The following is a 23,973-nucleotide window of genomic DNA, read 5'->3' on the forward strand; positions in this document are numbered from 1 at the left end:
ATTTTTTCCGGGCTATACTAACAGTAACTATCTCTAGCCCTGATGATTACGTCAAGTCTGGCTGAAATGAGAACATCCTCAAAGCCATACACAGACTGCCTTTTTAATTTTCGGACAGGTCTATTGCAGATCAATCAGGTAAAAATTTTGATCAAAAAGCCTTGCACCAAAAGGGTTTTACTGCTGACCGCTGACCGCTGACCAATGAAAGCTGCTGTAAATAAAATACTCAACTTCTGTGAAAAGTCGAGTATCTGGATATTGCTACTAATTGTTTTGTAAATATTCAATGGCAGCATCTAATTTTGATGGGTATGCTTCCGCAAACCTTTCAAACCAAAGTCCTTCAGATGAGAAGGGATCTAATTTAGATAACCATGCTTGAGCTTGCTTCTGCAAATTCTCAAGTTGTTGAGCTTTAAGTTGTACTTGACGAATTTTTTCCTGTTCTAATTCTTGCTGTTTTCTCAATTCTTCAGCCGCATCTTGTTCAGCAAAATCAGCTTTGACATCTGCTAATAAGTTATCTATTAAAGCATCGGACTTAGAAGCAGAATTCATCAAGGGTTTGGCTGTAGTTACTGTTGGCTTTTGTGGCTGCTGTGGTTGAGGTTTTTCCCCTTTGTATTCAGCCTGAATTTCCGCTAATAACTGATCAATGGAGTCCATTGTAAACACTCCTCATTATGAGTTTAGCTAGTGAGTTTAGCTAGTCAGTGATGGCATTAAGTAGCACTTCTGATAAACTCATATCTTCCATATCTTCCATTGTTACTGTATCACAAATATCAAATTTTGCCCCAGCACTTTGCAGTTCATCATCTAAAACTTTCAAAAAGCGAGTAGCCTGGGCATCAGTACCAACTTGAATAAAGGAAATTGCTAATTCTTCATCTCGATCAAGTCGGCGCGATGCTTCGATAATAACTTTCATTACCGCCTTACGATCATCAGGTTCACCATCAGTTACAACTAAAATTGTCTCGCCATTTTCTTTCGTTTGCCCGCTAGATTTACGCTGAAAATAATCATCAGTAGCGTGTTTCAATACACCTGCTAAATCAGTTGTCCCGGCTGGATCATTTTCCCGAAAAATTTGTGCTACTTTACTAGAGGTAACATTATCATAACGTTTGAATCTACCGGAAAATAAATAAACAGTTATGCCATCAGGGTCAAATTGTTCGCATTTACTAGCTAATGCAAAAGTAGATTCTTGTGCTGCTACCCATCTGGTTCGTCCACCTTTTTGATCTGGGGTGGCCATGCTACCGCTTTTGTCTATAATTAAAGTGTAATCACGATTGTCTAACATTTTTCCATTCTCCATTTATCATTAGTCAATTCAGCCAGCCTAAGACACTAAATATTTAGTCACCTATGGCATTGATTAAAACATCCGTGAGGCTCATTTCTCCTAAATCTTCCAAGGTGATAGTATCGCAAATATCAAATTTAGCCCCAACAGTTGTTAATTCATCATCTATAGCTTTGAGAAATTTTGTAGCTTGAGAATTTTCACCTACTTGAATCATGGAAATTCCTAATTCTTTCTCTTGTTCCATTTGGTAAGTAGCTTTGATGATGATTTCAAATATTGCTTGTCTATTGCCTGGTATCCCATCAGTTATCACTAAGATTGTTTCCCCATTAGGCTTAGTTTTACCAGTTGCTTTACGTTGAAAGTAGTTATTAAGGGCATCTTGAAGTACACCTACTAAATTAGTTGTATCCGCAGGTTGATTTTCTGCAAAAATTTGGGCTACTTTCTCAGCGGTAACATTATCAAAGCGTTGAAATTTGCGGGCAAATAAATAAATGGTGATACCATCTGGATCAAATTCTTCACACTTGCGAGCAAGAGCAAAAGTTGATTCTTGTAAAGCTAACCATTTGGTTTTGTTGGTGTACCCTAATCCCAATGGCTTTCCCATACTGGCACTATTGTCTATCAGCAGTGTGTAATCACGATTTTCTAACATTGATAATTCTCCAGTGATCCAGCTATTAAAGTAGCTCTTAAAGTTGAGTTGATGGTTTTGAGTCAGGAGTCGGGAGGTAGGAGGCAGCTATGCTGGAGTTTTTTTATTTTGGATTTTGGATTTTGGATTTTGGATTGTTTTTGTCAACTCCAATCTAAAATCTAAAATCTAAAATCTAAAATTTTTCTCCCTATTCCCTATTCCCTAGCTTCACGACAAGACTTTTTCACTAAACCCTAATTAGTCAGTGATGGCATTCATCAACACATCTGCCAAACTCATTTCTTCTAAGTCATCTAAAGTCACGGTGTCACAAATATCAAATTTAGCGCCTACACCTTGCAACTGATCATCTAGTGCTTTGAGAAATTTTGTCGCTTGAGCATCTGAGCCGACTTGAATCATGGAAATTCCTAATTCTTCATCTCGCTCCATTTGCCTAGTGGCGCTAATGATGACTTCAAATACGGCTTTGCGATCATCAGGTTCACCATCAGTTACCACTAAAATTGTTTCTCCATTGGGTTTAGTTTGCCCTGAAGCTTTACGCTGAAAATAATTATTGAGGGCATCTTGTAATACACCTGCTAAGTTGGTTGTACCCGCAGGGTCATTTTCTTGAAATATTTGAGCAACTTTGGCGGAAGTGACATTTTCATAACGTTTAAATCGCCCAGAAAAGACATAAACTGTAATCCCATCGGGATCAAATTGTTCTGCTTTTCTAGCTAAAGCGAGGGTAGACTCTTGGGCAATCTCCCATCTACTTCTACCACCAACTTGGTCAGGAGTTGACATACTGCCACTTTTATCAATGATTAGGGTATAGTCGCGATCGCTCATCATAAATACCTCTAATGATTTTTCGGTTTCTATTTTAACTCTTAGGTCAGACGATGATATCTAGATGTAGAGGTATTGTAATAATCATTTAAACTATTCTCATCTATAAACAACCGTTTTCTGCGGTAAAATCCCTAAATAAGTCAATATTGCAGCATAGGTAAATGTCGAGCTTTCAAGTTAATTCACTCAGATCAGGAGAACAACTATGACTATTACCAATGTCACAGAAGCAACATTCAAACAGGAAGTGTTGGATAGTGAGACTCCGGTTTTAGTGGATTTTTGGGCCCCTTGGTGTGGACCTTGTAGAATGTTGTCTCCTGTTGTTGAAGAAGTAGCCGCTGAATATGAAGGACAGGTGAAAGTGGTGAAAGTGAACACAGATCAAAATCCCACAGTTGCTAGTCATTATGGTATTCGTAGCATCCCCACTATCATGGTATTTAAGGGGGGTAGGCAAGTTGATACAGTGGTCGGTGCGGTTCCCAAAACTACTTTAACTAAAACTCTAGCACAGTATATTACCGTATAGTCATTACCTTTGATCAGTTATAGCAAAAGTCAGGAGAATGGCTAACGCCACGCTTACTTCGACTGCGCTCAGTACAAGTCGCTATCAAGAAGTCAGGAACAGGTAAAAGATGTGATTAGGACTAAAGATGATGCCAAGATTGCGATCGCTGTCTTGGTAAATATAGGTTATGCGTAAGTATTCAGCTATAGGAATCTTGCATACCCAGATCCCCGACTTCTTTAAGAAATTGGGGATCTTTTTGAAAGTAAAGTCATGTTTGATCATTGTTTCTGGACAGACAATACCCAATACCTCCAGATTCGATTTAATCATATCTGTAATAATTACACAATTGAGTGGTACAACTGATAACTACGAGATTAAATATCTAATTGCGGCATAGCGAGCGATAATAAGGTTAAAAAAAATCGGTAATAGGAAATTTTCAAAATATGAGCGGTAAATTAATTGTATTTGAAGGTGTGGAAGGTTCTGGTAAAACTACTCAGATGCAACTGTGTAGTCAGTGGCTAGAAACTTTAAGTGTATTAGTTATTCTGACTCGTGAACCAGGGGGAACAAAGTTAGGGAAACATTTACGACAGCTATTGCTGGAAAAATCAGAGGATAAACCTGTGGGTGAGGTTACGGAATTATTATTATACGCTGCTGATCGGGCGCAACACATCGAGCAGGAAATTAAGCCAAATTTAGGAGCAGGAAAATATATTTTATGCGATCGCTATACTGACTCTACTATTGCCTACCAAGGTTATGGTAGGGGTTTAAGTATGAGTTTAATTAATCAATTAAATTATATTGCTACAGGTGGTTTACAAAGTGATGTAACTATCTGGTTAGATGTGGATGTGGAATTAGGACTTTCTCGTAAACGTGGTCAAAGTAAATTAGATAGAATTGAACAGGAAACAATAGATTTTCATCGTCGTGTACAGCAAGGATATACTGAATTAGCTGCTAATTATCCTTCTCGAATTTTTCGAGTTGATGGTAGTTTAAATCAAGAATTGGTGCATGAAAATATCAAGGAAATTTTAATTCGTAATTCTGTGATATCCGAAACTCCCTGAAAATAATTAGTGAAGATTTTTTGTATCGAACCTCAGAGACACAGAAGACGCAGAGGAATTAGATTTTTTCTGGGTTTTATGATCATTGCTTTTGATTATTATTAATTAATGATTTTTTATTTCTCTGTTATCCTGACTCATGACCCCTTATAAATAATGTTTGAAGAACTAATTGGACAACAACAAGCAATAGATTTATTAACATCTTCTGTTAAACAAAACAGAGTCGCACCAGCTTATTTATTTGTTGGTGCTGATGGTGTGGGTAGAAGTTTAGCCGCTAAATGTTTTATTGAATTATTATTTTCTAGTTCTGTAAAACCTGAACAATTATCTATTTTAAAAAATCGTATTCGTCAAGGAAACCACCCCGCTTTATTTTGGGTAGAACCAACTTATCAATATCAAGGACAAAGGTTAACAGCAGCAGAAGCAGCAGAAAAAGGAGTAAAACGCAAAGCACCTCCAGTTATTCGTTTAGAACAAATTAGAGAAATTACCCAATTTTTATCCCGTCCACCTTTGGAAGCGCCCAGAAATGTGGTAGTTTTAGAACAAGCAGAAACAATGGCTGAATCTGCTGCTAATGCTTTACTGAAAACTTTGGAAGAACCAGGACAAGCGACTTTAATTTTAATCGCTCCTTCTCCTGATGCAATTTTACCAACTTTGGTTTCTCGCTGTCAAAAAATCCCTTTTTATAGATTAGATACTGCTGCTGTTGCTCAAGTTTTAACACAAACAGGAAATGGGGGGATTTTACAACATCCAGAAATTTTAAGTATAGCTGCTGGTAGTCCAGGAAGTGCAATTTTAGCTTACCAACAACTACAAACAATTAATAGTGAATTACTCCAAGAAGTAAAAAAAACACCTAAATCTTATCGTCATGCGTTAGAACTAGCGAAGAAAATTGATAAAGAATTAGACACAGAAGCACAATTATGGTTAATAGATTATCTGCAACAATTTTACTGGCAACAAATACATAAACCTGGCATTATTGAACAATTGGAAAAAACTCGCAAGAATTTATTATCTTATGCTCAACCCCGGTTAGTTTGGGAATGTACATTTTTAGCAATATTGCAAATTCGGTAATGGGTAATGGGTAATGGGTAATGAGTAATATCTAATTTAGAATAATTCTTAATTACAGCCAATTAACCATACAGACAGTTTGTTGACATACCATAAATTACATAAAATTCTGTTATTAAAAAAACAAAGTAATAATTATTAAATGTACACTACTAGACATCAAAATCTTTTCTTTGTATTTCATAATATCTACAGAAAGCAAGGATATTCAGATTATCATATTCCCCTTCTTGCTCTCTACCTTTGCTCTCTACTCATTCTAAAAGTTTAACTTTTAGTTTTTTTTGACAATTAATAAAAATTTACGTAACCTAAACCAATAGGTCTAGAGTATCGAACTTGTAGGGGCGAAGCATTCGGGTGATAACCTATCGCTGAAACCAGTTCATATTCCGTCCGAATGCTTCGCCCTTACGATTAATGAATCGGTGTTCTAGTAAATCAAAGCCTGAACAGCAACTTAACAGCAATTGAATTTAGCTACATCAAAAATTGCTGTTACAGACTGTTTTTATGAGTATATGAATTGACTTCACATCCTTTGCTAAAAATTGCTGACAAATTAGCTGTTAATCAATACAAAAATGACACCATATTAACAGAATAATATCACAGAAATATTCTAAAAAATATGAGTAGTCGTGATTAATAGTAGTAACTTTGATGAATTATTGAAGTTTGTCCAAGGAGTATTCTATAAATCTAGGAGAAGTTGATGATTGAGTATTTAACGTCGTTGAACGACCACAATTTACCATATCCAGATCCACTGCATCCCATCGTGGTTCACTTTGTAATTGCCATGATCTTATTTGCAGTTTTCTGTGATTTAATTGGCTTTTTAACTGGCAAAACTCGGTTTTATGAAGTGGGTTGGTGGAATTTATTTGTAGCTACCGTATCCATATTTATAGCCATTATTTTTGGACAGTATGAAGCAGGTTTAGCCAAACCTTACAACATCGTCAAATCAGTATTAAATTACCATACCTTAATCGGTTGGTCACTATCAGGAATTTTAGCAGCCATCACAGCTTGGCGTTATGTACTTCGCAGTCGTGATCCCCAAAGATTGCCAATTCATTATTTAGCAGTTTGTTTACTTTTAACCATACTTGTTGGTTTTCAAGTATATCTTGGTGATGAATTAGTGTGGGTTTATGGAATACATACAGTACCCGTTGTGGAAGCCGTAAAGGATGGAATATTACCATGAATTCAGAATTAATTGATCAAGTCAGCGCCCAAATGGGAGCAAACGGACTACCTTACACAATTCCTATTCATCCTAACCTAGTTCACCTCACATTAGGATTGTTCATTATTGGGGTAATTTTTGATTTAGTTGCTGTACTTTTCCCCATAGAACAATGGTTATTTAAATCATTGGGTTTAGCTGTAGAACGCGCCCAATTATTTGAAGTTGGTTGGTACAACATGGTAGCGGCTTCTGTGATCACATTTTTCACAGTTGCTGCTGGTTTTTATGAAATGTTGTTAGCAACTCCCCCAGTACACTTAAAAAGTTCCTGGGGTTTGCAAGCAATGTCCACGATGATGTGGCATGGTGTGGGCGGTGTTTTTCTCTTAGCTTTAATGGTAGGAATGACATTTTGGCGGGGATGGCAACGTTACATTACTTGCAAAGACTCCGATATGCAAGTGCGTTGGAGTTATATTTTTGCCGGAGTTTTCATCATGGCCTTAATGTATCTTCACGGCACATTAGGAGCGCAGTTAGCAGCCGAATTTGGTGTACATAATACTGCGGATAACTTGTTAAGAATGGGACAAGACATTAATCAGGTACTAGGTAATTAATTCGTAATTTGTAATTTGTAATTCGTAATTTTCAGATGCCAATTAATTACCAATTACCAATTACTAATTACCAATTACCAATCACCAATTACCAATTACCAATTACCAACAAATGACCATGAACACTCGGTTGATTTTAAATCTTTTCCTAGTGATGGCGGGGGGTTTTGTCATCACAATTGCCAGTATTTTCATTGGTAAACAAGCCTATTCTTGGCTTCCCCCCCAAGCTGCGGCTGAATCACATTTGATTGATGATTTGTTTAGCTTTTTAGTGACAATTGGGGCTTTTATTTTCTTAGGTGTCACTGCCGCTATTTTGTATTCTGTTCTTTTTCATCGTGCCAAAAGTTATGACTTTAGTGATGGTCCACATATTGAAGGAAATATCACTTTAGAAGTTATCTGGACTGCTATTCCCATCATGTTGGTATTGTGGATAGCAAGTTACAGTTATGAAGTGTATGAAAACATGGGGATTCAAGGACCTTCCCAATTATTACATTTACATAACCCCTTACCTGTGCAAATTGCCCATGCAGAAGTGCAAGAAACACCAGGAGAAATTGTTAGCGAACCCTTAGAAAAAATTGACGTAATTGCTAAACAATGGGCGTGGGTGTTCAGTTATCCTGAACAGGGAATTACAAGTACAGAATTACATTTACCAAGCGATCGCCGTGTACGTTTAGCCCTACAATCAGAAGACGTACTCCACGGTTTGTATATTCCCGCATTTCGCGTTAAACAAGACATCGTTCCCGGTAAAACCATCGACTTTGAATTTACCCCCATTCGCCCCGGTAAATATAGCCTCACCGACTCCCAATATAGCGGTACATACTTTGCAACCATGCAAGCAAACGTGATAGTAGAAAACCCAGAAGAATATCACGATTGGTTGAAAAAAGCCGCCAGTCATAATCCCACAGTTGCACCAAACCAAGCCGCTACCGAATACGCCCAAAATCACAATCAAAATGTACAAAACGGTTGGGAAACTGTTAAACCTGCTGCACCTCCAGTAGTTAATTTTGCAGGTTAATTAATTCTTTCTTCCTTTGCGCCTTTGCTTCTTTCTTCACTTTGCGCGAAACCTTCTTTTTGTCTGAATCAGGATGTCCAGGATTTAAGGATTAACAGGATTGTGATGAAATCCAAAATCCAAAATCTAAAATCTAAAATCTAAAATCCAAAATCCCATGACAAACATATCACTTAATCTTGGTGGTGAATCACATCATCACTCAACGCCAACTCACTGGAAAACCTATTTCACTTTCAGCACAGACCACAAAGTAATCGGTATTCAATACCTTGTTACTTCTTTTATTTTCTTCCTTGTTGGTGGCATTTTTGCGATGATTTTACGGGGCGAACTTGTCACCCCTGAATCTGATTTAATTGATCGTACAGTTTATAACGGAATGTTCACAATGCACGGGACAGTAATGCTGTTTCTGTGGACATTTCCCTCTCTTGTTGGTTTAGCAAACTATCTCGTACCTATCATGATCGGGGCGCGAGATATGGCATTTCCTCGCCTCAATGCTGCCGCTTTTTGGATGGTCCCAGTAGTGGGAATTTTACTCATGTCCAGCTTTTTTGTCCCTGGTGGACCAGCCCAAGCTGGTTGGTGGGCTTATCCTCCCGTGAGTTTACAAAACCCCACAGGACATTTAATAAATGGTCAAGTTCTCTGGTTATTAGCGGTAGCTGTTTCCGGTGTTTCTTCTATTATGGGTGCGGTGAATTTTGTCACCACCATTGTGAAAATGCGTGCGCCAGGAATGGGCTTTTTTAAAATGCCCTTGTTTGTCTGGGCAGTATTTAGCGCCCAAATTATTCAATTATTTGGACTTCCTGCTTTAACTGCTGGTGCGGTAATGTTGCTGTTTGACTTAACAATGGGAACAGCATTTTTTGACCCCAGCAAAGGTGGAAACCCGGTAATGTTTCAACATTATTTCTGGTTTTATTCCCACCCTGCGGTTTATGTAATTATTCTGCCAATCTTCGGAATTTTCTCAGAAATTTTCCCTGTTTATTCCCGTAAACCATTATTTGGTTATAAAGTAGTTGCCATTTCTTCGATGTTAATTGCTGTGGTCAGTGCCATTGTGTGGGTACACCATATGTATGTGAGTGGAACACCTGGTTGGATGCGGTTACTATTCATGGTTACGACCATGTTTGTATCTGTTCCCACAGGAATTAAAGTATTTGCTTGGGTGGCGACAATTTGGGGTGGAAAAATCAAATTAAATACACCAATGTTATTTGCATTAGGTGGTTTAATTATGTTCGTTTTTGCTGGAATTACAGGAATTATGCTTTCCTCTGTACCAGTAGACGTTCACGTTAATAACACCTATTTTGTAGTTGGACATTTCCATTATGTTCTGTACGGAACAGTAACAATGGGAATGTATGCAGCCCTCTATCATTGGTTTCCCAAAATGACCGGCAGAATGTATAACGAAGGTTGGGGAAAAATACATTTTTGGTTAGCATTTATCGGTACAAACTTAAACTTTTTACCCATGCACCCATTAGGTTTGCAAGGGATGTTACGCCGAGTTGCTTCCTACGCACCAGAATATACATTTTGGAATGTTCTCGCTAGTTTAGGCGCGTTCCTATTAGGAATGTCCACCTTACCCTTCATTTTCAACATCTTAGTTTCTTGGTTACAAGGTGAAAAAGCACCTGATAACCCTTGGCGGGCAATTGGTTTAGAATGGCTCATTTCTTCACCTCCATCTGTAGAGAACTTTGAAGAAATTCCCATCATTATTAGTGAACCTTACGGTTACGGAAAATCAGAACCATTAACAGCCAACCTAGAACCCCAAACCATAAAAACAGCCGAATAAAAACAATACAGTTCAGTTAAGTATTAAACAATTTTTTCTCTTACCTCTGCGTTCTCTGCGCCTCTGCGTGAGATAAAAAAATCAAACTTAACTGAACAGTATTGCCAAAACAAAAGGAGAACATTACCAATGGATAGTTCAATCAAAACGCCACAAATACATCATGCAGCCCATGAACATGGACACGACGAAGAAGGCAGTAAAATGTTTGGTTTTATTGTCTTTCTTCTATCAGAAAGTGTCATCTTTTTAAGTTTCTTTGCTGGTTATATCATCTACAAAACTACAAACCCTAATTGGCTTCCTGCTGGTGTTGAAGGATTAGAAATAGTCGCCCCAACAATTAACACTATTATCCTAGTTTCTAGCAGCTTTGTAATTTACTTGGCTGAGAGATGTTTACAACAACATAACCTAGCAGGATTTCGCATCTATTTGTTAGCTACAATGGCAATGGGTAGCTACTTTTTATATGGTCAATATGTGGAATGGAGTCAATTAGAATTTGGCTTTACTTCCGGTACTTATGGCGGGATGTTTTACCTATTAACTGGGTTTCACGGTTTGCACGTTTTCACCGGGATTTTGTTACAGTCTATGATTTTGATTCGTTCTTTTATTCCCGGTAACTACGATAATGGTCACTTTGGTGTTAATTCAACTTCGTTGTTTTGGCACTTTGTTGATGTTATCTGGATTATTTTGTTTATCCTTATTTACGTTTGGCAGTAGGGATTTTAAGACGCATAAAGCAATAAATTTTGTAGGGGTTTAGCAATACTAAACCCCTACCCATATATTTGTATCATGATTCCGAAATCATCTATTTGGGAAAATAGCGATAAATATCTTTCCGATGTAAAACTCTTTCAAAAATTAATATTTCACCATCAAAAATAACACCCAGACGATAATCACCTATACGAATCCGATAAGCATTATCATATCCCTGAAGTCTTTTAATATTTGTGATTTCTTCAAAACTCGATATTTCGATTATTTCTTCAAAAGCAAACTTCTTGATAGACTCATAGTAAGGTGTACTTTTTAGTGCTTTTAAATCTTTAATAAAACTGGGTAGATACTGGATATTCACTCTTGTTCCAATTCCGCTAAAGCTTCATCTAAATTTAATGGTGTCTCATTTTCTACTTCTTTCATAGCTAGAATCAGTCCTTCATCTTCGAGTGCTTCTAGCAACCGTAGATATTCCTGAAAATCCATGACTACTTTTCTGATATTACCTTGAATATCAGTAATCAATTCTTGGGCAAATGGATATTTATCAGCTTGCATTTTAGTGATATAGGATTACTATCTACATTTAATTTAGCATATTTATATCAGGCTATGCTTAATGTCCTCTTACTTTTGTTCTTAAAAAGTATGAGTATAACCTTTTTAAAAGACTAAGTTTAAATATCTTTTTGTGAGCAATTTTATTTTCTCCCCTGCCTCTTTCTTTAAACAGATTAATACAAAATTAACCACGCTTGATCAACTAACATACTCAACTAGCGTCGTTGTTGTCCATTTGACAGCGGATCGTCTTCTAAAACCTCCGCAGTTAAATTTTACAAAGATTGACCTTTATCGCGTCCAAGCTTGACTACTCCGGCAATAACCGCAGCTACCAGTTCTTCATCAACTGGTTGTTGTCTGAGTCCCTGCTATCCAGGACGTTTAAGTTTTTCCTCATAGCATCAAAATTTAACCTCAAGGGTTTTCAGCCTTTTTTATTATAAATTTAGATAAGTTTTACATAAGTTCCAAAATGAATCATAAATTTAACAAACTATTAAAATTTCTTCATTAAATATTCAAACAATTGATAGGGCGGAGTTTAACGTACTTAATGTACTTATTGCCTGAGTCAAATCTTTCTGAGTGAGTAGATAGACAGGAGATATCAGCAGAAAATGAAAGAAATTCTTTACTTGGAAGTTCCTACTACCGATAGTGGTGCTGTCCGTGACTGGCTACAAACCGACTTTGTGCCGGGAAATGGAGAAAAATTATTGACCCCAGATGGTCTGCGTCTGCGAAACCCGGTTGCATCTGTCAAAGGACCTTTAGCAACCGAACTTTCTATATTTGTGTGGTCTGTACAACGCACCACTTACCTCAAAGTGTTTCGTTGGGGAGACAAACCCTTCACTAACGAAGGTTCAATATTGCAACGTCTGACTACAGGTATTAGAAGCCGTTTTCCCCATCAATACCCCGAACCACCAAAGATTGACCCTCAAAAGTCGATTTTCGCAGAGCTAGAACCCTATTATCCCCTAACTGTCAAGTATTTTCAGAAAATGCCTCATGGGGAATATGATCTTAAACGTGCTTACTGGTGGGAGCAACGTTGGCGAGAAGGTGTCAAAAATCCTCAGCAACCCCGTCAGGTGGTGTTTTATGCAGAAAACCAGCAACAAACAGCAGAAAACACTTATGACCTCATTTATATTGGTGGCGCTTTGGGTGCGATTCATGCCGCAGTCATGGCAAAATTAGGCTATAAAGTCCTATTGGTGGAAAGATTACCCTTTGGACGCATGAACCGAGAATGGAATATTTCTCGTGATGAAATTCAAACTTTGGTCAATCTCGGTTTATTAACAAATGCAGAATTAGAAACCATTATTGCCAGGGAGTATAAAGACGGCTTTAATAAATTCTTTGATGCTAATAATCCGCCTCACTTAAAAGCACCAGTTCTACACACGCCAACTGTTTTAAATATCGCTTTAGATTCAGATAAATTATTGCAATTATGTGGTGAAAAACTTAAAGCCGCTGGTGGTGATATTTGGGAGCAAACAGAATTTATCCGGGCAGATATCAGAAAAACACAAGTTACTGTTACTGTCAAGGGTGTAAATACGGTAATTGAACAGCAGGTAAATGGTAGATTATTAGTAGATGCAATGGGTACAGCTTCCCCTATTGCTTGGCAATTAAACGGGGGTAGAGCCTTTGATAGTGTATGTCCCACCGTGGGAGCAGTGATTGATAAAGGATTTGCCCCTGGTGTCTGGGATTATCAGTATGGTGATGTTCTTTACAGTCACGGAGATATTTCTAGAGGCAGGCAATTGATTTGGGAATTATTTCCTGCTGCGGGGGAAGAACTGACAATTTATTTATTTCATTATCATGAAGTGAATAGAAAAAATCCTGGTTCGTTGTTAGAGATGTATGAGGACTTTTTCACTATTTTGCCAGAATATCGCCGTTGTGACATGGATAAGCTAGTGTGGAAAAAACCTACATTTGGCTATATTCCAGGGCATTTTAGTGTTAGTGATAGCGATCGCACCATAGCCTTTGATAGATTAATCGCCATTGGTGATGCTGCTTCCCTGCAATCTCCCCTAGTATTTACTGGTTTTGGTTCTCTCGTTCGTAACCTAGAACGTTTAACCACACTCTTAAACACCGCCCTCAAACACGACTTATTAAGTTTCCGTCACCTCAATAAAATTCGTGCTTACCAAAGTAACGTTTCCGTCACCTGGCTATTTTCCAAAGGAATGATGGTTCCCACAGGGAAATTTATCCCACCTCAACGGGTTAATGCCATGCTCAATACCTTCTTTGGTTTATTAGCAGACGAACCCCCAGAAGTAGCAGATAATTTCATTAAAGACCGCTGCGACTGGTTCACATTTAACCGTTTAGCATTAAAAGCAGCTACAAAAAATCCCGCCTTATTAATATGGATTTGGGAACTAGCAGGGTTGAGAGACTTAGTTCGGTGGTTAGGTAATTACCTCAACTTTGGCGTTTATGCCTTCATCAGTGCTTTACTAAGTACATGGTTTCCCAAATTCCTGAAGTGGAGTCAAGGCTGGCTAGAAACACGCTTTCCAGGATTGTGGTTAAACCTATTAGTGACCAACTACGCCATTTCTACAGGTAAACCAAGATTACGGGATCAAGTAGTTACCGTTAAGTCAAAAGCAGTAACCCAAACAAGTCATTAATTAAGTAGTCATTAGTCCTTGGATTATTGACCTTTCGACTTGGGGCGGAAATTTGGTAGTTCCACCGATGCTAAAGATTTCCGTCCCTTGGGTGGACGCTGGGGATAAATCAAAGGTGAAGGTGATTTATGATCAAGGTGATATTCACCTAAAGGTTCTGATCTGAAATGCTCTTTTGGCAATTCTGACCAATAATCATTATTTTCGGGAATATTGGCAATATTTTGCTCTTTTTCGGGAGTAGAGGCATTTATTAGTGATTCATTGCTGGATGAAAGTGTAAACTCTGGAAAATGACTTTCCGTTACTAAAGACTGTTCTATGATTGTTTCCAGTGGCTCATTTTTTTCCAGATTTGATGCTAAGGTATCCCAAATTAGCCCATCATCTGGATGACTCTCTGTATCATTGACTGTTGGTGAAGTTGAGGGTGCAGACTGAGAAGCAAAAAACATTTCGATCAGACTTTCCAACTGGCGATCTAAATTTGATCCCCCAGGAGAAGAAACATCTGCAACTTCAGCAGTAGATTCACTATCCTCTAATTGGGGACTTGACTGTATTGGGATTTCTATATCATCCACATCTGAAGATTTTTCAGCAGGTTCAGAAATGGAGGTAGAGTAATTTTGTTGATCTTGTTGATCAGCGCATGGAGTTGAAGGTTCTAGCCAGGAATTATCTAAATGTTGACGTAGAGTGCTACAAGTATCATGGGTAGCATCGGTTTCCGCAGACCAAGGTTTAATAGGTTGTGCATTGGGAAACAAAGACCTGGCTTTTCTAGAAAATCTGCTATGTCCACCAGTAAGATCATGGGGATGATAGACAGTATCCTCTAGGGTGTCATAGTTGGTGTCATAGTTGGTGTCATAGTTGGTGTCATAGTTGGGGACAGGGGTATCTAGACATTTTTCCAGTGCTGCTTTAAATTGCAAAGTTTGACGTTGTTGGCGTATTAGTCGAGTACGTAATTCCCGACAAGTATTTTCTGAGTGCAATAGTTGGTGAGATTGTTCACTGTAGTTAGTTTGTAGCAGTGTACATTCCCTTTCCAGTTGGGCTACTCGTTGCTGACTCAGTTGTAACTGTGCCTTATGGGTTTCAATGAACATTTCCTGACTTTGAACAGTTTGGACAGCCGTTTCTAATTGCTGGAAAAGAGACTGAATTTGCTCTTGAGCCGTTGCTAGTTCCTGAGTTTGTTGATTCAACATTGAGTCAGTGACACTAGAGCGTTTTTTTTGCCACTGCAAAATCTTTTCTGCCTCAGCTAATTCTTGTTTTAGCTGCTTTACTTGAGCATACAAATCACCGTTAGCTGTTTGTAACTCTTCATTCAGCGTCAGCAACTTCTGAAACTCTGAATCTACCAGGGCTTGTTTTTCACTGTCAGGTTCTGCAATCCAATCTTTTTGGGTATTATGATCTTGTAAATTGTCTGTAACTGTAGATTCAGACTGCTGTATATTTAGCCCGTGGTCAACATCATCTGCTGGGTTCAGGAGTGGTAAATTAGTCACGGCTGTATTTTCATCATGCAGAACTGAGTAAAAGGGACAACTCGCCTGCTCTGATTTCGGCGAATTTGCAAAATTTCGGGGTTCAATCACAGTGCCATTGTTTGAGGTGTCACCTATATTCATCACTCTTGACCCACCTGCTTAAAAATATTCAGCAACGTTCATAGCAGCATTGCTGATCAAATATGTTCGATTCCGAGGTAATCAGGATTGCCTCTAGAAGCCAAGTTTAACTGCTATATAAATCCTAGACAAGTCTAGATTGCTATGGTGTACTATTTTGGCTTCCCAGGGGTAGAGGGTGTGAACCTACTTGACGTTTATTAAAAGTTATATCAAGTTGCTAAAAAATATTATCAAGCCGTCCCTATGCACTCAGCTACTGTAATTTGGTAGAGATTATCAGAGTTTAAAGTATTTTATTTGACAATTTTGATTAAGCACTGGTGACTGGTGACTGGTGACTGGTGACTGGTGACTGGGTAATCAATTTTATTTTTTCAAATTACCAATTACCAATTACCAATTACCAATTACCAATTTACGGTAGCCAGAGGGGATGAAAACCAACTAAGGGCAGTTGTTCTGGCTTAATTTCGGGGTTTCCTTGGTCAGTGATAGGTAAAAGAGGCATTAACCACAGACTGCTCGTAGCTATCGGTTCTCCATCATCTGTTTTTAAGGTATTGACTGGTAGGGTGGTGGCCGTATCTCCTACTGGAACTATCTGGTCAAACAAAATAGCCAACCCATCGGGTGCTAAACTCATTTGCACATTTCTTTGGGCGGGGGGTAGCATCAACAGTGGTTTTTGTTCTTGGGTTTTGAGGTTAATCGCCACTAAATAAGGTTGTTCTATGTATTGTTCCTGTGATACTAGCTGTGTTAACAAACAGTAAAGGGTGGGTGAGGCAGGATCAAAATTGCAACCGAGAATTGAACCTGTGGTTTTTAATAGTTGTTTCTGTACACCTTGGTTAGTGACTAAGAATAAATCCCGCGTGTAATCAGTATTAAATTTGATCATTGCTGCCTGGGAACCATCTTTAGAGAAAGCTTGAACCAAGCCAAATTGCGGGAGAAAATCTAGGGGTTTAGTTGTATCTCCTTCTAGGGATAAAATTGCTGTTCCTTGTCCTTGGGCAACTGCTACGGCTTTGCTATCTGGTGTAATCAGGAAGTCTCCTCCGGGTTGGCTTTCTAAGCGTTGTGGGGTGGGTTTTTCTCCTGAACTGTCCCTGGGTGCTGACAACTGCCACAGTCCAAAGTCTCCGGGATTATCTCTTTTTCCCCTTTGGACTACTATTGTTTGTCCATCAGGAGAGAGGTCAAATTTGAGGTTTTGATACTCTTTGTTATCTAAAAGTAGGTCAAGTTTACCTGGTGCTTCAGGTTGTTCACCTGGTTCACTAGTAATACCTGTGGTGACTGTATAAATTTGGGCTGAGAGCAATTCTGGATTTTTGGAGGAGCGAGCCGAGAAAAGTATTTTATCTCCGTTGGGAAATGGCTCAAAGTCCATAACAATTAGGTCTTTGGGGGTCAGTACCTTTTTTTGTTCTTGGGTGAGGTTATACAGTACCAATTTTCCCTGTTCTTCTTGATTAGCTCCTATGTAAATTAAGGCTCGATTCCGAGTAGAAAAGCTACCTGTAAAGGCTTGCATGAGCCTGTTTTTGCCTTGTGTTTGGGAAAATTTATCTCTAGCTCCTTCTAGAGAAACTTTATAGTTAGTCCCGTAAGGTGCTGGAGTGACGAGTGTGTAAACCATTCGTCGTCCTGCCCAACTGATTTTACCTGCCAGTGGGGGATCGATTTTTAAATTATCCTCGACGCTTTTGGTGTCCATTGGACGACTAAAGGTGAGGGTGAAAGCTGTGTCTTCAGCGCCGATTTTTTGATTCTGCCAAGTAAAATTGCGAACGACTGGTCTAACTGCATCACCTTGCCAGATCACAAATCCAATCAGCAGACTTAATAACAGCATGAGGGCGATCGCTACCCGATCTAGTGCTTGGATAGATTTATAGGATTTTGTCATTAGTCATTGGTAATTGGTAATTGGTAATTGGTAATTGGTGATGGGTGATTAGTGATTGGTGATTGGTAATAGGTGAATGCAATGAAAGGATTTTGGATTTTGTATTTTGGATTATTTTTGTCATCTCCAATCTAAAATCTAAAATCTAAAATCTAAAATCTAAAATCTAAAATTTTCTTTCCCAGTCCCCAATCACCAATCACCAATCACCTATTCCCTAATAACTATATGGATTTTTGGGTTGGGGAATTTCCTTGAGGGAAGTAGCTTTAATAGTTAATCGGCGTTTATTGGCTATGTTTTCTGTGATCATCTGTCCTTCAATTTCTAGCCAAGTATCTGGTGGGTATTTATCGCGGTTTTCTGGAAGTTGAACTGGTAATCCTGCGGGATAGGCATCGGCTGCACAACAAGTAATCACAAATCTGGCTAATATCAAATGATTTTGATCTAATTCTGGGGGATGAATCACAAATCCCTGGACTTTGACTTTTTGCCCTGTATAAGCGTCCGGTTCTGGATAAACGTTAAGTGTGCGTACCCAGTCGATCAGGGTTCGCTCTTCTGGACGGATGGAGGCACGAAAAGCTTGGGGTTGGGCGCGTGTTGCTCCCAATAGTTCAGTTATACCGCGCTCTAGTGCTGTTTGAGAGCTAAATACTTGGGGGGTAATGATAAATCCTAAAACTGCTGTGGTTAACAGCAACCCACTACTCCAACCAGGGGGAAATAGATTTATATGCTGCTGGTTATTGGGTACTTCATACCGCCGACGTTGTTTCCAAAGTTGTAGTCCCTTGAAAAAACCAATGATTAGTAACCCCATAGCACCCAAAATGACTAACCAAAAGAAATCTGGGTGAATCAATAAATTTAGTTCGCCTGTGAACCAGTATTTCAGCATTAAAATTCCCCAAGCTGTAATCGCTAACACATCTAGCCAAGGGAGTAACTGATTTGGGATTTGGGATTTGGGATTTGGGATTGTAGTCATTATTTATTGAGTCATTATGTTAGTTGTAATTTGTCATAGATAACGGAGAATTTACAAAAATTACATGACTGGCTTACATGACGTGCAAATTCAAAATTAAGGTAAATAAAAGTGTTAATTGTCCGGATAAAGCAAATAGATAAAATAGAGCTTTAGGTTTGAAAATTGATAACATCAATCCGACACCTTTGATATCAATCATTGGTCCAAATACTAGAAAAGCTAACAAAGAACCAGTGGTAAAGGTTGAGGCGAAAGATAGGGCGAAGAAAGAATCGACTGTGGAACAAATTGATACTACTGCGGCTAGTACCAACATAGCAAGAATTGAGGTAATTGGACCTGCACCTAGACTGAGGATGAGTTCACGGGGGGCTAATACTTGAATTGCGGCTGCTATTGCACTTCCTACTACCATCACTCCGCCTAATTCCCGTAATTCTTGAACTATATTATCCAATACTAGACGGAGTTTATCTGCAAAAAGTTTATTTGGGGTAGAAGTTGTGATATTTGCCTGGTTTAAATTTCCACCCAGCTTTGTAGATATACCTGCTTTGCCACCAAGAATATAAGTTCCTGATTGTAACAGGGGACTAACCGATGGTTCTTCTTGTAACTGATAACGTTTTCTCTTGGTTTTAGGTTCGGCTTGAGTGGGGGGATTAAATTTCAGATAACGTGCGATCGCCGGTTGCAAGAAAGGACTTAAATCTTTTTGGAAGCTGAAAACAAAACCGATAATTGTAGCGATCGCTAAGGACAATACGACTCTTAACACTACTATTTCTGGTTGATCTCTAAATGCTGTCCAAGTTGCCCAAATCACAATTGGGTTAATTGTCGGTGCTGCTAGTAAAAAGCCTATGGCTACTGGTGTGGGTACTCCTTGCATTAATAATCGCCGTGCCACTGGCACGTTACCGCACTCACACACTGGAAATAAAAAGCCGATCATACTGCCAAACAAAGCTCCCAGCAGGGGATTTGTGGGCATTATATTTACCAATTTGCGCTCATCAATAAAAAATAACAGCAAACTGGAAAATAACACCCCTAGCAGCAAAAAAGGCATGGCCTCGACTAGCAGACTCAGAAATAGGGTGAAACCATTGTTCAGTTGATTGATCATCATGTCGCAGTCAACAGCGGTTGGGAATTTTGGAGTTATGCCTAGTCATTTTATCTAAATCAGGAAGAAACGGGGATCAATCGGGGATCAAATGCAACGTTGTCAGTATTTAGCCATCTGTCTTTAGCAGTCAGCTTTTTAAACGATAACCTAACTTTACATTTTACACTGCTACCTCAGATCACCATAAAACGAGTGAATTTAATTTTGTCTGATTACTTATTAGGGGGATATTCAAGTAAATTTTGACCACGTTGGTAAATTTCCTTTGCATAATCTGTCCACGCTCCTTGTCCCCAATAACGAAAACAGCTTGTTTGTAACAAGAGGTTATGTAATAAAACTTGGCGGTAGTGGGTTTCTCTAGTTACAGGTTTATCTGATGTATTTGACAACAGGTGATCAAATTTTTGATGAAATAAATTACTTAATTCATACATGGGAGATAACACATTTTCGTATCCTTGCACCCAACTAATATGATTCGTCCATGATGCGCCGTCAACATGGAAATTAGGGTTAGTTTTCTTGATTGCTTGAATAGCATTTTCCACAGCATCCGGTTGATAATTATCTATAGCTATTCGCTGCCAAATTTGATGTTGTCCGATGGGTTGACATTGGGGAAAATCTTCTGGTTGACAACCAGCAACTTCTAGTAATTCTAAATATTCTGTACCACAAACACCGACAACGCCACTTTTACCTCCCCCATTTTCTAACATATCCCACCAAGCTTGTTTAAAACCGCCAGGAAATTCATTCATCATTACACCACCGTTTTCACCATCACCGATTTGAGTAACGATTGGCGGTATTAAAACATCTCCTAATTGTTGTTTATTTAAAGTTTTCGCTTCATAGTATGGCTGCATTTGGGCAACTAATTTAGTATCTGAACCTTGGGTTTTAATTAATGCGGTAATACTTATTGTTTCTCCTTGGGAATTACGGGCAATTAATTGATGTGGTAAATGTTTATAATTCAAAGGTTCACCGTTAATTGTTTCTACTGTATGTTCTTGCACCAATAACCAACGATAACCACATTCTTTGAGGGCTTTGATAAATGCAAATAGGGTATCTGGATGGTTTGGGAGGTGCATTTCTGGGGGTGAAAATCCTTTAATTCTTGCTAGTGCTTCCCATCCGAAAATTGCTGCAAAATGATGTTGCCAAGCAATAATGTGTAGTTTAAGATCAGCTATGGGTGTGGAAGGAATGACTGCATGACTCCACATTGTTCCCAACCATTCTACATAAGGCTGATAGGTAGGATCGCAAGTGATACGTTTGAGATTTTCTAAAATATCACTTCTTCCCATTTGTTGCAGTCCCCATAATAGATTACCAGAATAATCCAACATGACACGGGGATTACAACCTTGATGGACTAATTCAGGAATAAATTCTCCCATGCGACTATAACAATAAGCGAATGGTCCTGCGTTGTGGTTGTCTCCTTCGTTTTGGTGTTCAAACATATATTGTAGGTTGCTGATCAGTGAACCATTATATCCTGCTGGTATAGTGGGTTGGTGCATATGGAGAGCGATCGCAAATACCGCTTTTACATCTGCTAATTTGATATTTGTTGTTGGTAAAAATACAGGTTGATTATGGTTGACTACAGATATAACTTCTTTTTCCCAACCTGATATATTTGGTAAATTATCAATGATTTCGGGTAAATTTGATAGATTAGATGGTAATTTCAACATTTTCGTTTTTTCCAAAATCAGGTATAACTGTCAATTTTGCACTGATATTTAACAATGAATACCCCAAGCCATGCAATTATAAATCTGGTGATTTTTCATCAACAATTACGCACTCAGGCAAGTCCAGCTATTATCATCGGTGCAATCCTTCCTGATATTCCCATATTTGTGTTCTATTTTTTGATGAAGTTTGTTTACCGTTTACCAGAACGGCAGATTTGGTCTGAGGTTTATTATCAACCTTTTTGGCAATTTATTGTGAGTACGTTTCATTCTATTCCTCTAGCTTTGCTGGGTGTTTTAATTGCCCATTTTGGAAATTGGCAAATAATTGAGGTTGGTTTTATTAGTATGGTGTTGCACTCTTTGTTAGATTTTCCTGTTCATAATAATGATGCACATCGTCACTTTTTTCCTTTTAGTAATTATCGTTTTATTAGTCCGGTGTCTTATTGGGATGTTAAGCATTATGGGCGCATTGCTGCTTTTGTAGAAATTTTGTTGGTTTTGGGGGCAACAATTTATTTATTTCCTGGTGTTCACACTTATTGGGGTGCGGGTTTGTTGGTTGCGGTTAATGTATTTTATTGGTTTGGCTATTTTCGGTTTTACCTGAAAAGGAAAATTAATTGAATATCCCCCCAACCCCCCTGAAAAAGGGGGGCTTTTTTCTATTTCTGAAGCTCTCTTGCCTTTGTGTGCTTTGTGTCCTTTGTGGTTCTTTGTTTCATAATTTTGCGTAATTACTAAATTACTAATTTATGAAATAAACCGCAAAGTTCGCAAAGTTCGCAAAGTAGAAATTTTTTAAGTAATTACAGCTATTTTCAGGTAAATGAACCACATCTTGATTCAGGTTTCGCGCAAAGGCACAAAGGAGCAAGGGCGCAAAGTCAGAAAGAAATTAATTTAGAGTGTGGTTTAAATAGATGAAAACTGCTGTAAAGTTAAGGCGTTGTGTTTCAGAGAGGTGGTATTAAGGGGGATGGAGTTATTGACAATTACTTGCGGGCAGTTCCAAAAGCTAGACGATTTCTAGAAAACAACGAATTGCTAAAGTGTTGAATTTTTGTGATGAAATTCTTGATGATGTTGGTTTGAGGTTGTTTGTTTGGTGCTGTTAGTTGTAATACTATTTCTAGTAACCAAGGGGCTAGGTTTTGACACCAAACTGCTAAATGAGATTGCCATCCAACTAATATTTCTGATCTGTCTTTTTGCAGTCCGATGATCAGGGTTTGGGCTACTTGTTGGGGTGTCATGGGGGTAACACCGCGAAATAGTTTTAAGTCGCGCACCATGTCTGTGTCTGTGAGGGTGGGAAGTAAGGCCACAACGCGGATGTTGTGTTCTGCTAGTTCCCGTCTCAACGCTTGGGTAAATCCTAAAATGGCAAATTTGGTGGCGGAATAGGTGGCCATTGTTGGTGCTGCTACTTTACCCATGAGACTGGAAACGTTAACAATTGTTCCCTCTTTTTGGCTGGCCATGCGTCGCGCTATCAAACTTGTGAGGGTGTACATTCCCAATAGGTTGACGGAAAGTTCTTCTTGCACTTGGGGAAGTTTTGTTTGCAGAAATGAGTTTTGGTATGCGATCCCGGCACAGTTAACTAACAGGTGTATCGGTCCGTGATTTTTCCAAATTTGGGCGATCGCAATATTCACGCTGACTGGTTGGGTTAAGTCTAAAGGAATGATTGTGGTTTCGGTTCCCAATTTCTCGATTTCTTGGGCGACTTCGGCTAATTTTTGGCGATCGCGTGCTACCAAGATTAACCGCTTTACTCCTTGCTGGGCTAATTCTAATGCGATCGCTCTTCCAATGCCACGAGAGGCCCCCGTAATTAGAGCAACTTTACCTTGAATATTCATCGGTTTTTACCTCCAAATTTTCCGCCTTCCCTTTCTTTTCCTATCTCTGGGTAAGACGATGAATGGTAATTCTATTCACACGAGATTTTTCTGTTACTCATCTGCAATACCCCTCTTTTGCTGACAAGGTAGAAATTTCTCGTTTTGACGATGGTTTTCTCAAAACTGAAGTTCATTGGCAGAGTGGATACAGCGCATCGGTTTTACCTCTCTTTGATCCGAGCTTTTACCAGTATGTTGCCACTACACACACTAGCAACTAAATCAAGGGATTGCAATATTTTTTAATAAGAATTTCTTAACAATTCTTTACAAGGTTATATTATATATGCGGTATTTTAGAGAGATAAGGTTTTATTAATACCATGTGATCCCTGTGTTGATTCTTTGATATTTGGATGGAGTAGGATTTTGATAGTGATTAAACGCAGATAAATGCGTCTAGATGAAGATAATAAAATATAGAAATTTGATTAT

23 protein-coding genes are annotated in these 23,973 nt (G+C 38.6%); 11 read left to right on the forward strand and 12 right to left on the reverse strand.

Annotated elements, in window-relative coordinates; translation table 11 throughout:
- Positions 1-267 precede the first annotated feature (267 nt).
- The 4 genes from FFR48_RS08255 to FFR48_RS08270 all read right to left on the reverse strand — a co-directional run bounded on the left by FFR48_RS08255 (position 268) and on the right by FFR48_RS08270 (position 2,828).
- Complete coding sequence (locus FFR48_RS08255; RefSeq protein WP_096565151.1) at positions 268-669, reverse strand: salt stress protein, Slr1339 family; 402 nt, start codon at positions 667-669, stop codon at positions 268-270.
- Between the two features lie 40 nt (positions 670-709).
- The gene (locus FFR48_RS08260; protein ID WP_137667035.1) at positions 710-1,315 is read right to left on the reverse strand and encodes a vWA domain-containing protein; all 606 of its coding nucleotides are present in this window, start codon (positions 1,313-1,315) and stop codon (positions 710-712) included.
- A 55-nt stretch (positions 1,316-1,370) separates the two neighbouring features.
- Positions 1,371-1,982, reverse strand: a complete 612-nt coding sequence (locus tag FFR48_RS08265; protein ID WP_137667036.1) for a vWA domain-containing protein — start codon at positions 1,980-1,982, stop codon at positions 1,371-1,373.
- Positions 1,983-2,222: 240 nt separating this feature from the next.
- Positions 2,223-2,828, reverse strand: coding sequence for a vWA domain-containing protein (locus FFR48_RS08270; protein WP_137667037.1), 606 nt, complete (start codon positions 2,826-2,828; stop codon positions 2,223-2,225).
- A 205-nt stretch (positions 2,829-3,033) separates the two neighbouring features.
- Between FFR48_RS08270 and trxA the strand changes: the two genes are divergently transcribed.
- From trxA to FFR48_RS08310, 8 genes are all read left to right on the forward strand, one after another.
- On the forward strand, positions 3,034-3,360 hold the full coding sequence (trxA, locus tag FFR48_RS08275) for a thioredoxin (RefSeq protein WP_096565157.1): 327 nt from the start codon (positions 3,034-3,036) through the stop codon (positions 3,358-3,360).
- Positions 3,361-3,794: 434 nt separating this feature from the next.
- Positions 3,795-4,433, forward strand: coding sequence for a dTMP kinase (gene tmk / locus FFR48_RS08280; RefSeq protein ID WP_137667038.1), 639 nt, complete (start codon positions 3,795-3,797; stop codon positions 4,431-4,433).
- Positions 4,434-4,589: 156 nt separating this feature from the next.
- Positions 4,590-5,534: a DNA polymerase III subunit delta' gene (gene holB, locus FFR48_RS08285; protein WP_096565163.1), complete on the forward strand. Its 945-nt coding sequence runs from the start codon at positions 4,590-4,592 to the stop codon at positions 5,532-5,534.
- 715 nt (positions 5,535-6,249) lie between these two features.
- Positions 6,250-6,750, forward strand: a complete 501-nt coding sequence (locus FFR48_RS08290) for a DUF2231 domain-containing protein (protein WP_096565165.1) — start codon at positions 6,250-6,252, stop codon at positions 6,748-6,750.
- Complete coding sequence (locus FFR48_RS08295; RefSeq protein WP_137667039.1) at positions 6,747-7,355, forward strand: DUF2231 domain-containing protein; 609 nt, start codon at positions 6,747-6,749, stop codon at positions 7,353-7,355. Before FFR48_RS08290 ends, FFR48_RS08295 begins: the two co-directional genes overlap by 4 nt.
- Before the next feature lie 118 nt (positions 7,356-7,473).
- Positions 7,474-8,400: a cytochrome c oxidase subunit II gene (locus tag FFR48_RS08300; RefSeq protein WP_137667048.1), complete on the forward strand. Its 927-nt coding sequence runs from the start codon at positions 7,474-7,476 to the stop codon at positions 8,398-8,400.
- Between the two features lie 157 nt (positions 8,401-8,557).
- Positions 8,558-10,231, forward strand: a complete 1,674-nt coding sequence (gene ctaD / locus FFR48_RS08305; RefSeq protein WP_096565169.1) for a cytochrome c oxidase subunit I — start codon at positions 8,558-8,560, stop codon at positions 10,229-10,231.
- Positions 10,232-10,360: 129 nt separating this feature from the next.
- The gene (locus tag FFR48_RS08310) at positions 10,361-10,963 is read left to right on the forward strand and encodes a cytochrome c oxidase subunit 3 (protein WP_137667040.1); all 603 of its coding nucleotides are present in this window, start codon (positions 10,361-10,363) and stop codon (positions 10,961-10,963) included.
- 91 nt (positions 10,964-11,054) lie between these two features.
- Here FFR48_RS08310 and FFR48_RS08315 read toward each other — a convergent pair whose 3' ends face one another.
- The gene (locus FFR48_RS08315; RefSeq protein ID WP_137667041.1) at positions 11,055-11,327 is read right to left on the reverse strand and encodes a type II toxin-antitoxin system RelE family toxin; all 273 of its coding nucleotides are present in this window, start codon (positions 11,325-11,327) and stop codon (positions 11,055-11,057) included.
- A complete protein-coding gene (locus FFR48_RS08320) occupies positions 11,324-11,527 on the reverse strand; it encodes a RelB antitoxin-like protein (protein ID WP_096565175.1) in 204 nt (67 codons plus the stop codon). The genes FFR48_RS08315 and FFR48_RS08320 overlap by 4 nt, the downstream gene beginning before the upstream one ends.
- 623 nt (positions 11,528-12,150) lie before the next feature.
- Between FFR48_RS08320 and FFR48_RS08325 the strand changes: the two genes are divergently transcribed.
- Positions 12,151-14,211 carry an NAD(P)/FAD-dependent oxidoreductase gene (locus FFR48_RS08325; RefSeq protein WP_137667042.1) on the forward strand — a complete coding sequence of 687 codons (2,061 nt, stop codon included), beginning with the start codon at positions 12,151-12,153 and terminating at the stop codon, positions 14,209-14,211.
- Positions 14,212-14,234: 23 nt separating this feature from the next.
- Here the strand turns inward: FFR48_RS08325 and FFR48_RS08330 are convergent, their stop codons facing one another.
- The 5 genes from FFR48_RS08330 to FFR48_RS08350 all read right to left on the reverse strand — a co-directional run bounded on the left by FFR48_RS08330 (position 14,235) and on the right by FFR48_RS08350 (position 21,622).
- Positions 14,235-15,857, reverse strand: a complete 1,623-nt coding sequence (locus FFR48_RS08330; RefSeq protein WP_137667049.1) for a hypothetical protein — start codon at positions 15,855-15,857, stop codon at positions 14,235-14,237.
- Positions 15,858-16,275: 418 nt separating this feature from the next.
- Positions 16,276-17,775, reverse strand: coding sequence for an Ig-like domain-containing domain (locus FFR48_RS08335; protein ID WP_096565181.1), 1,500 nt, complete (start codon positions 17,773-17,775; stop codon positions 16,276-16,278).
- A 217-nt stretch (positions 17,776-17,992) separates the two neighbouring features.
- Complete coding sequence (locus FFR48_RS08340) at positions 17,993-18,769, reverse strand: TIGR03943 family putative permease subunit (RefSeq protein ID WP_137667043.1); 777 nt, start codon at positions 18,767-18,769, stop codon at positions 17,993-17,995.
- 73 nt (positions 18,770-18,842) lie between these two features.
- Positions 18,843-19,901 carry a permease gene (locus FFR48_RS08345; RefSeq protein ID WP_137667050.1) on the reverse strand — a complete coding sequence of 353 codons (1,059 nt, stop codon included), beginning with the start codon at positions 19,899-19,901 and terminating at the stop codon, positions 18,843-18,845.
- A gap of 215 nt (positions 19,902-20,116) precedes the next feature.
- On the reverse strand, positions 20,117-21,622 hold the full coding sequence (locus FFR48_RS08350) for a polysaccharide deacetylase family protein (RefSeq protein WP_096565186.1): 1,506 nt from the start codon (positions 21,620-21,622) through the stop codon (positions 20,117-20,119).
- A 54-nt stretch (positions 21,623-21,676) separates the two neighbouring features.
- Between FFR48_RS08350 and FFR48_RS08355 the strand changes: the two genes are divergently transcribed.
- Positions 21,677-22,255 (forward strand): hypothetical protein, encoded by a 579-nt coding sequence (locus FFR48_RS08355; RefSeq protein ID WP_096565188.1) that lies wholly within the window; start codon positions 21,677-21,679, stop codon positions 22,253-22,255.
- A gap of 368 nt (positions 22,256-22,623) precedes the next feature.
- Here FFR48_RS08355 and FFR48_RS08360 read toward each other — a convergent pair whose 3' ends face one another.
- A complete protein-coding gene (locus tag FFR48_RS08360) occupies positions 22,624-23,496 on the reverse strand; it encodes an SDR family NAD(P)-dependent oxidoreductase (RefSeq protein ID WP_096565190.1) in 873 nt (290 codons plus the stop codon).
- Positions 23,497-23,558: 62 nt separating this feature from the next.
- Here FFR48_RS08360 and FFR48_RS08365 point away from each other — a divergent pair, with 62 nt between their 5' ends.
- Positions 23,559-23,759, forward strand: a complete 201-nt coding sequence (locus tag FFR48_RS08365) for a hypothetical protein (protein WP_137667044.1) — start codon at positions 23,559-23,561, stop codon at positions 23,757-23,759.
- Positions 23,760-23,973 lie beyond the last annotated feature (214 nt).

The sequence above is a fragment of the Sphaerospermopsis reniformis genome (assembly GCF_005402885.1).
Lineage (GTDB): Bacteria > Cyanobacteriota > Cyanobacteriia > Cyanobacteriales > Nostocaceae > Sphaerospermopsis > Sphaerospermopsis kisseleviana.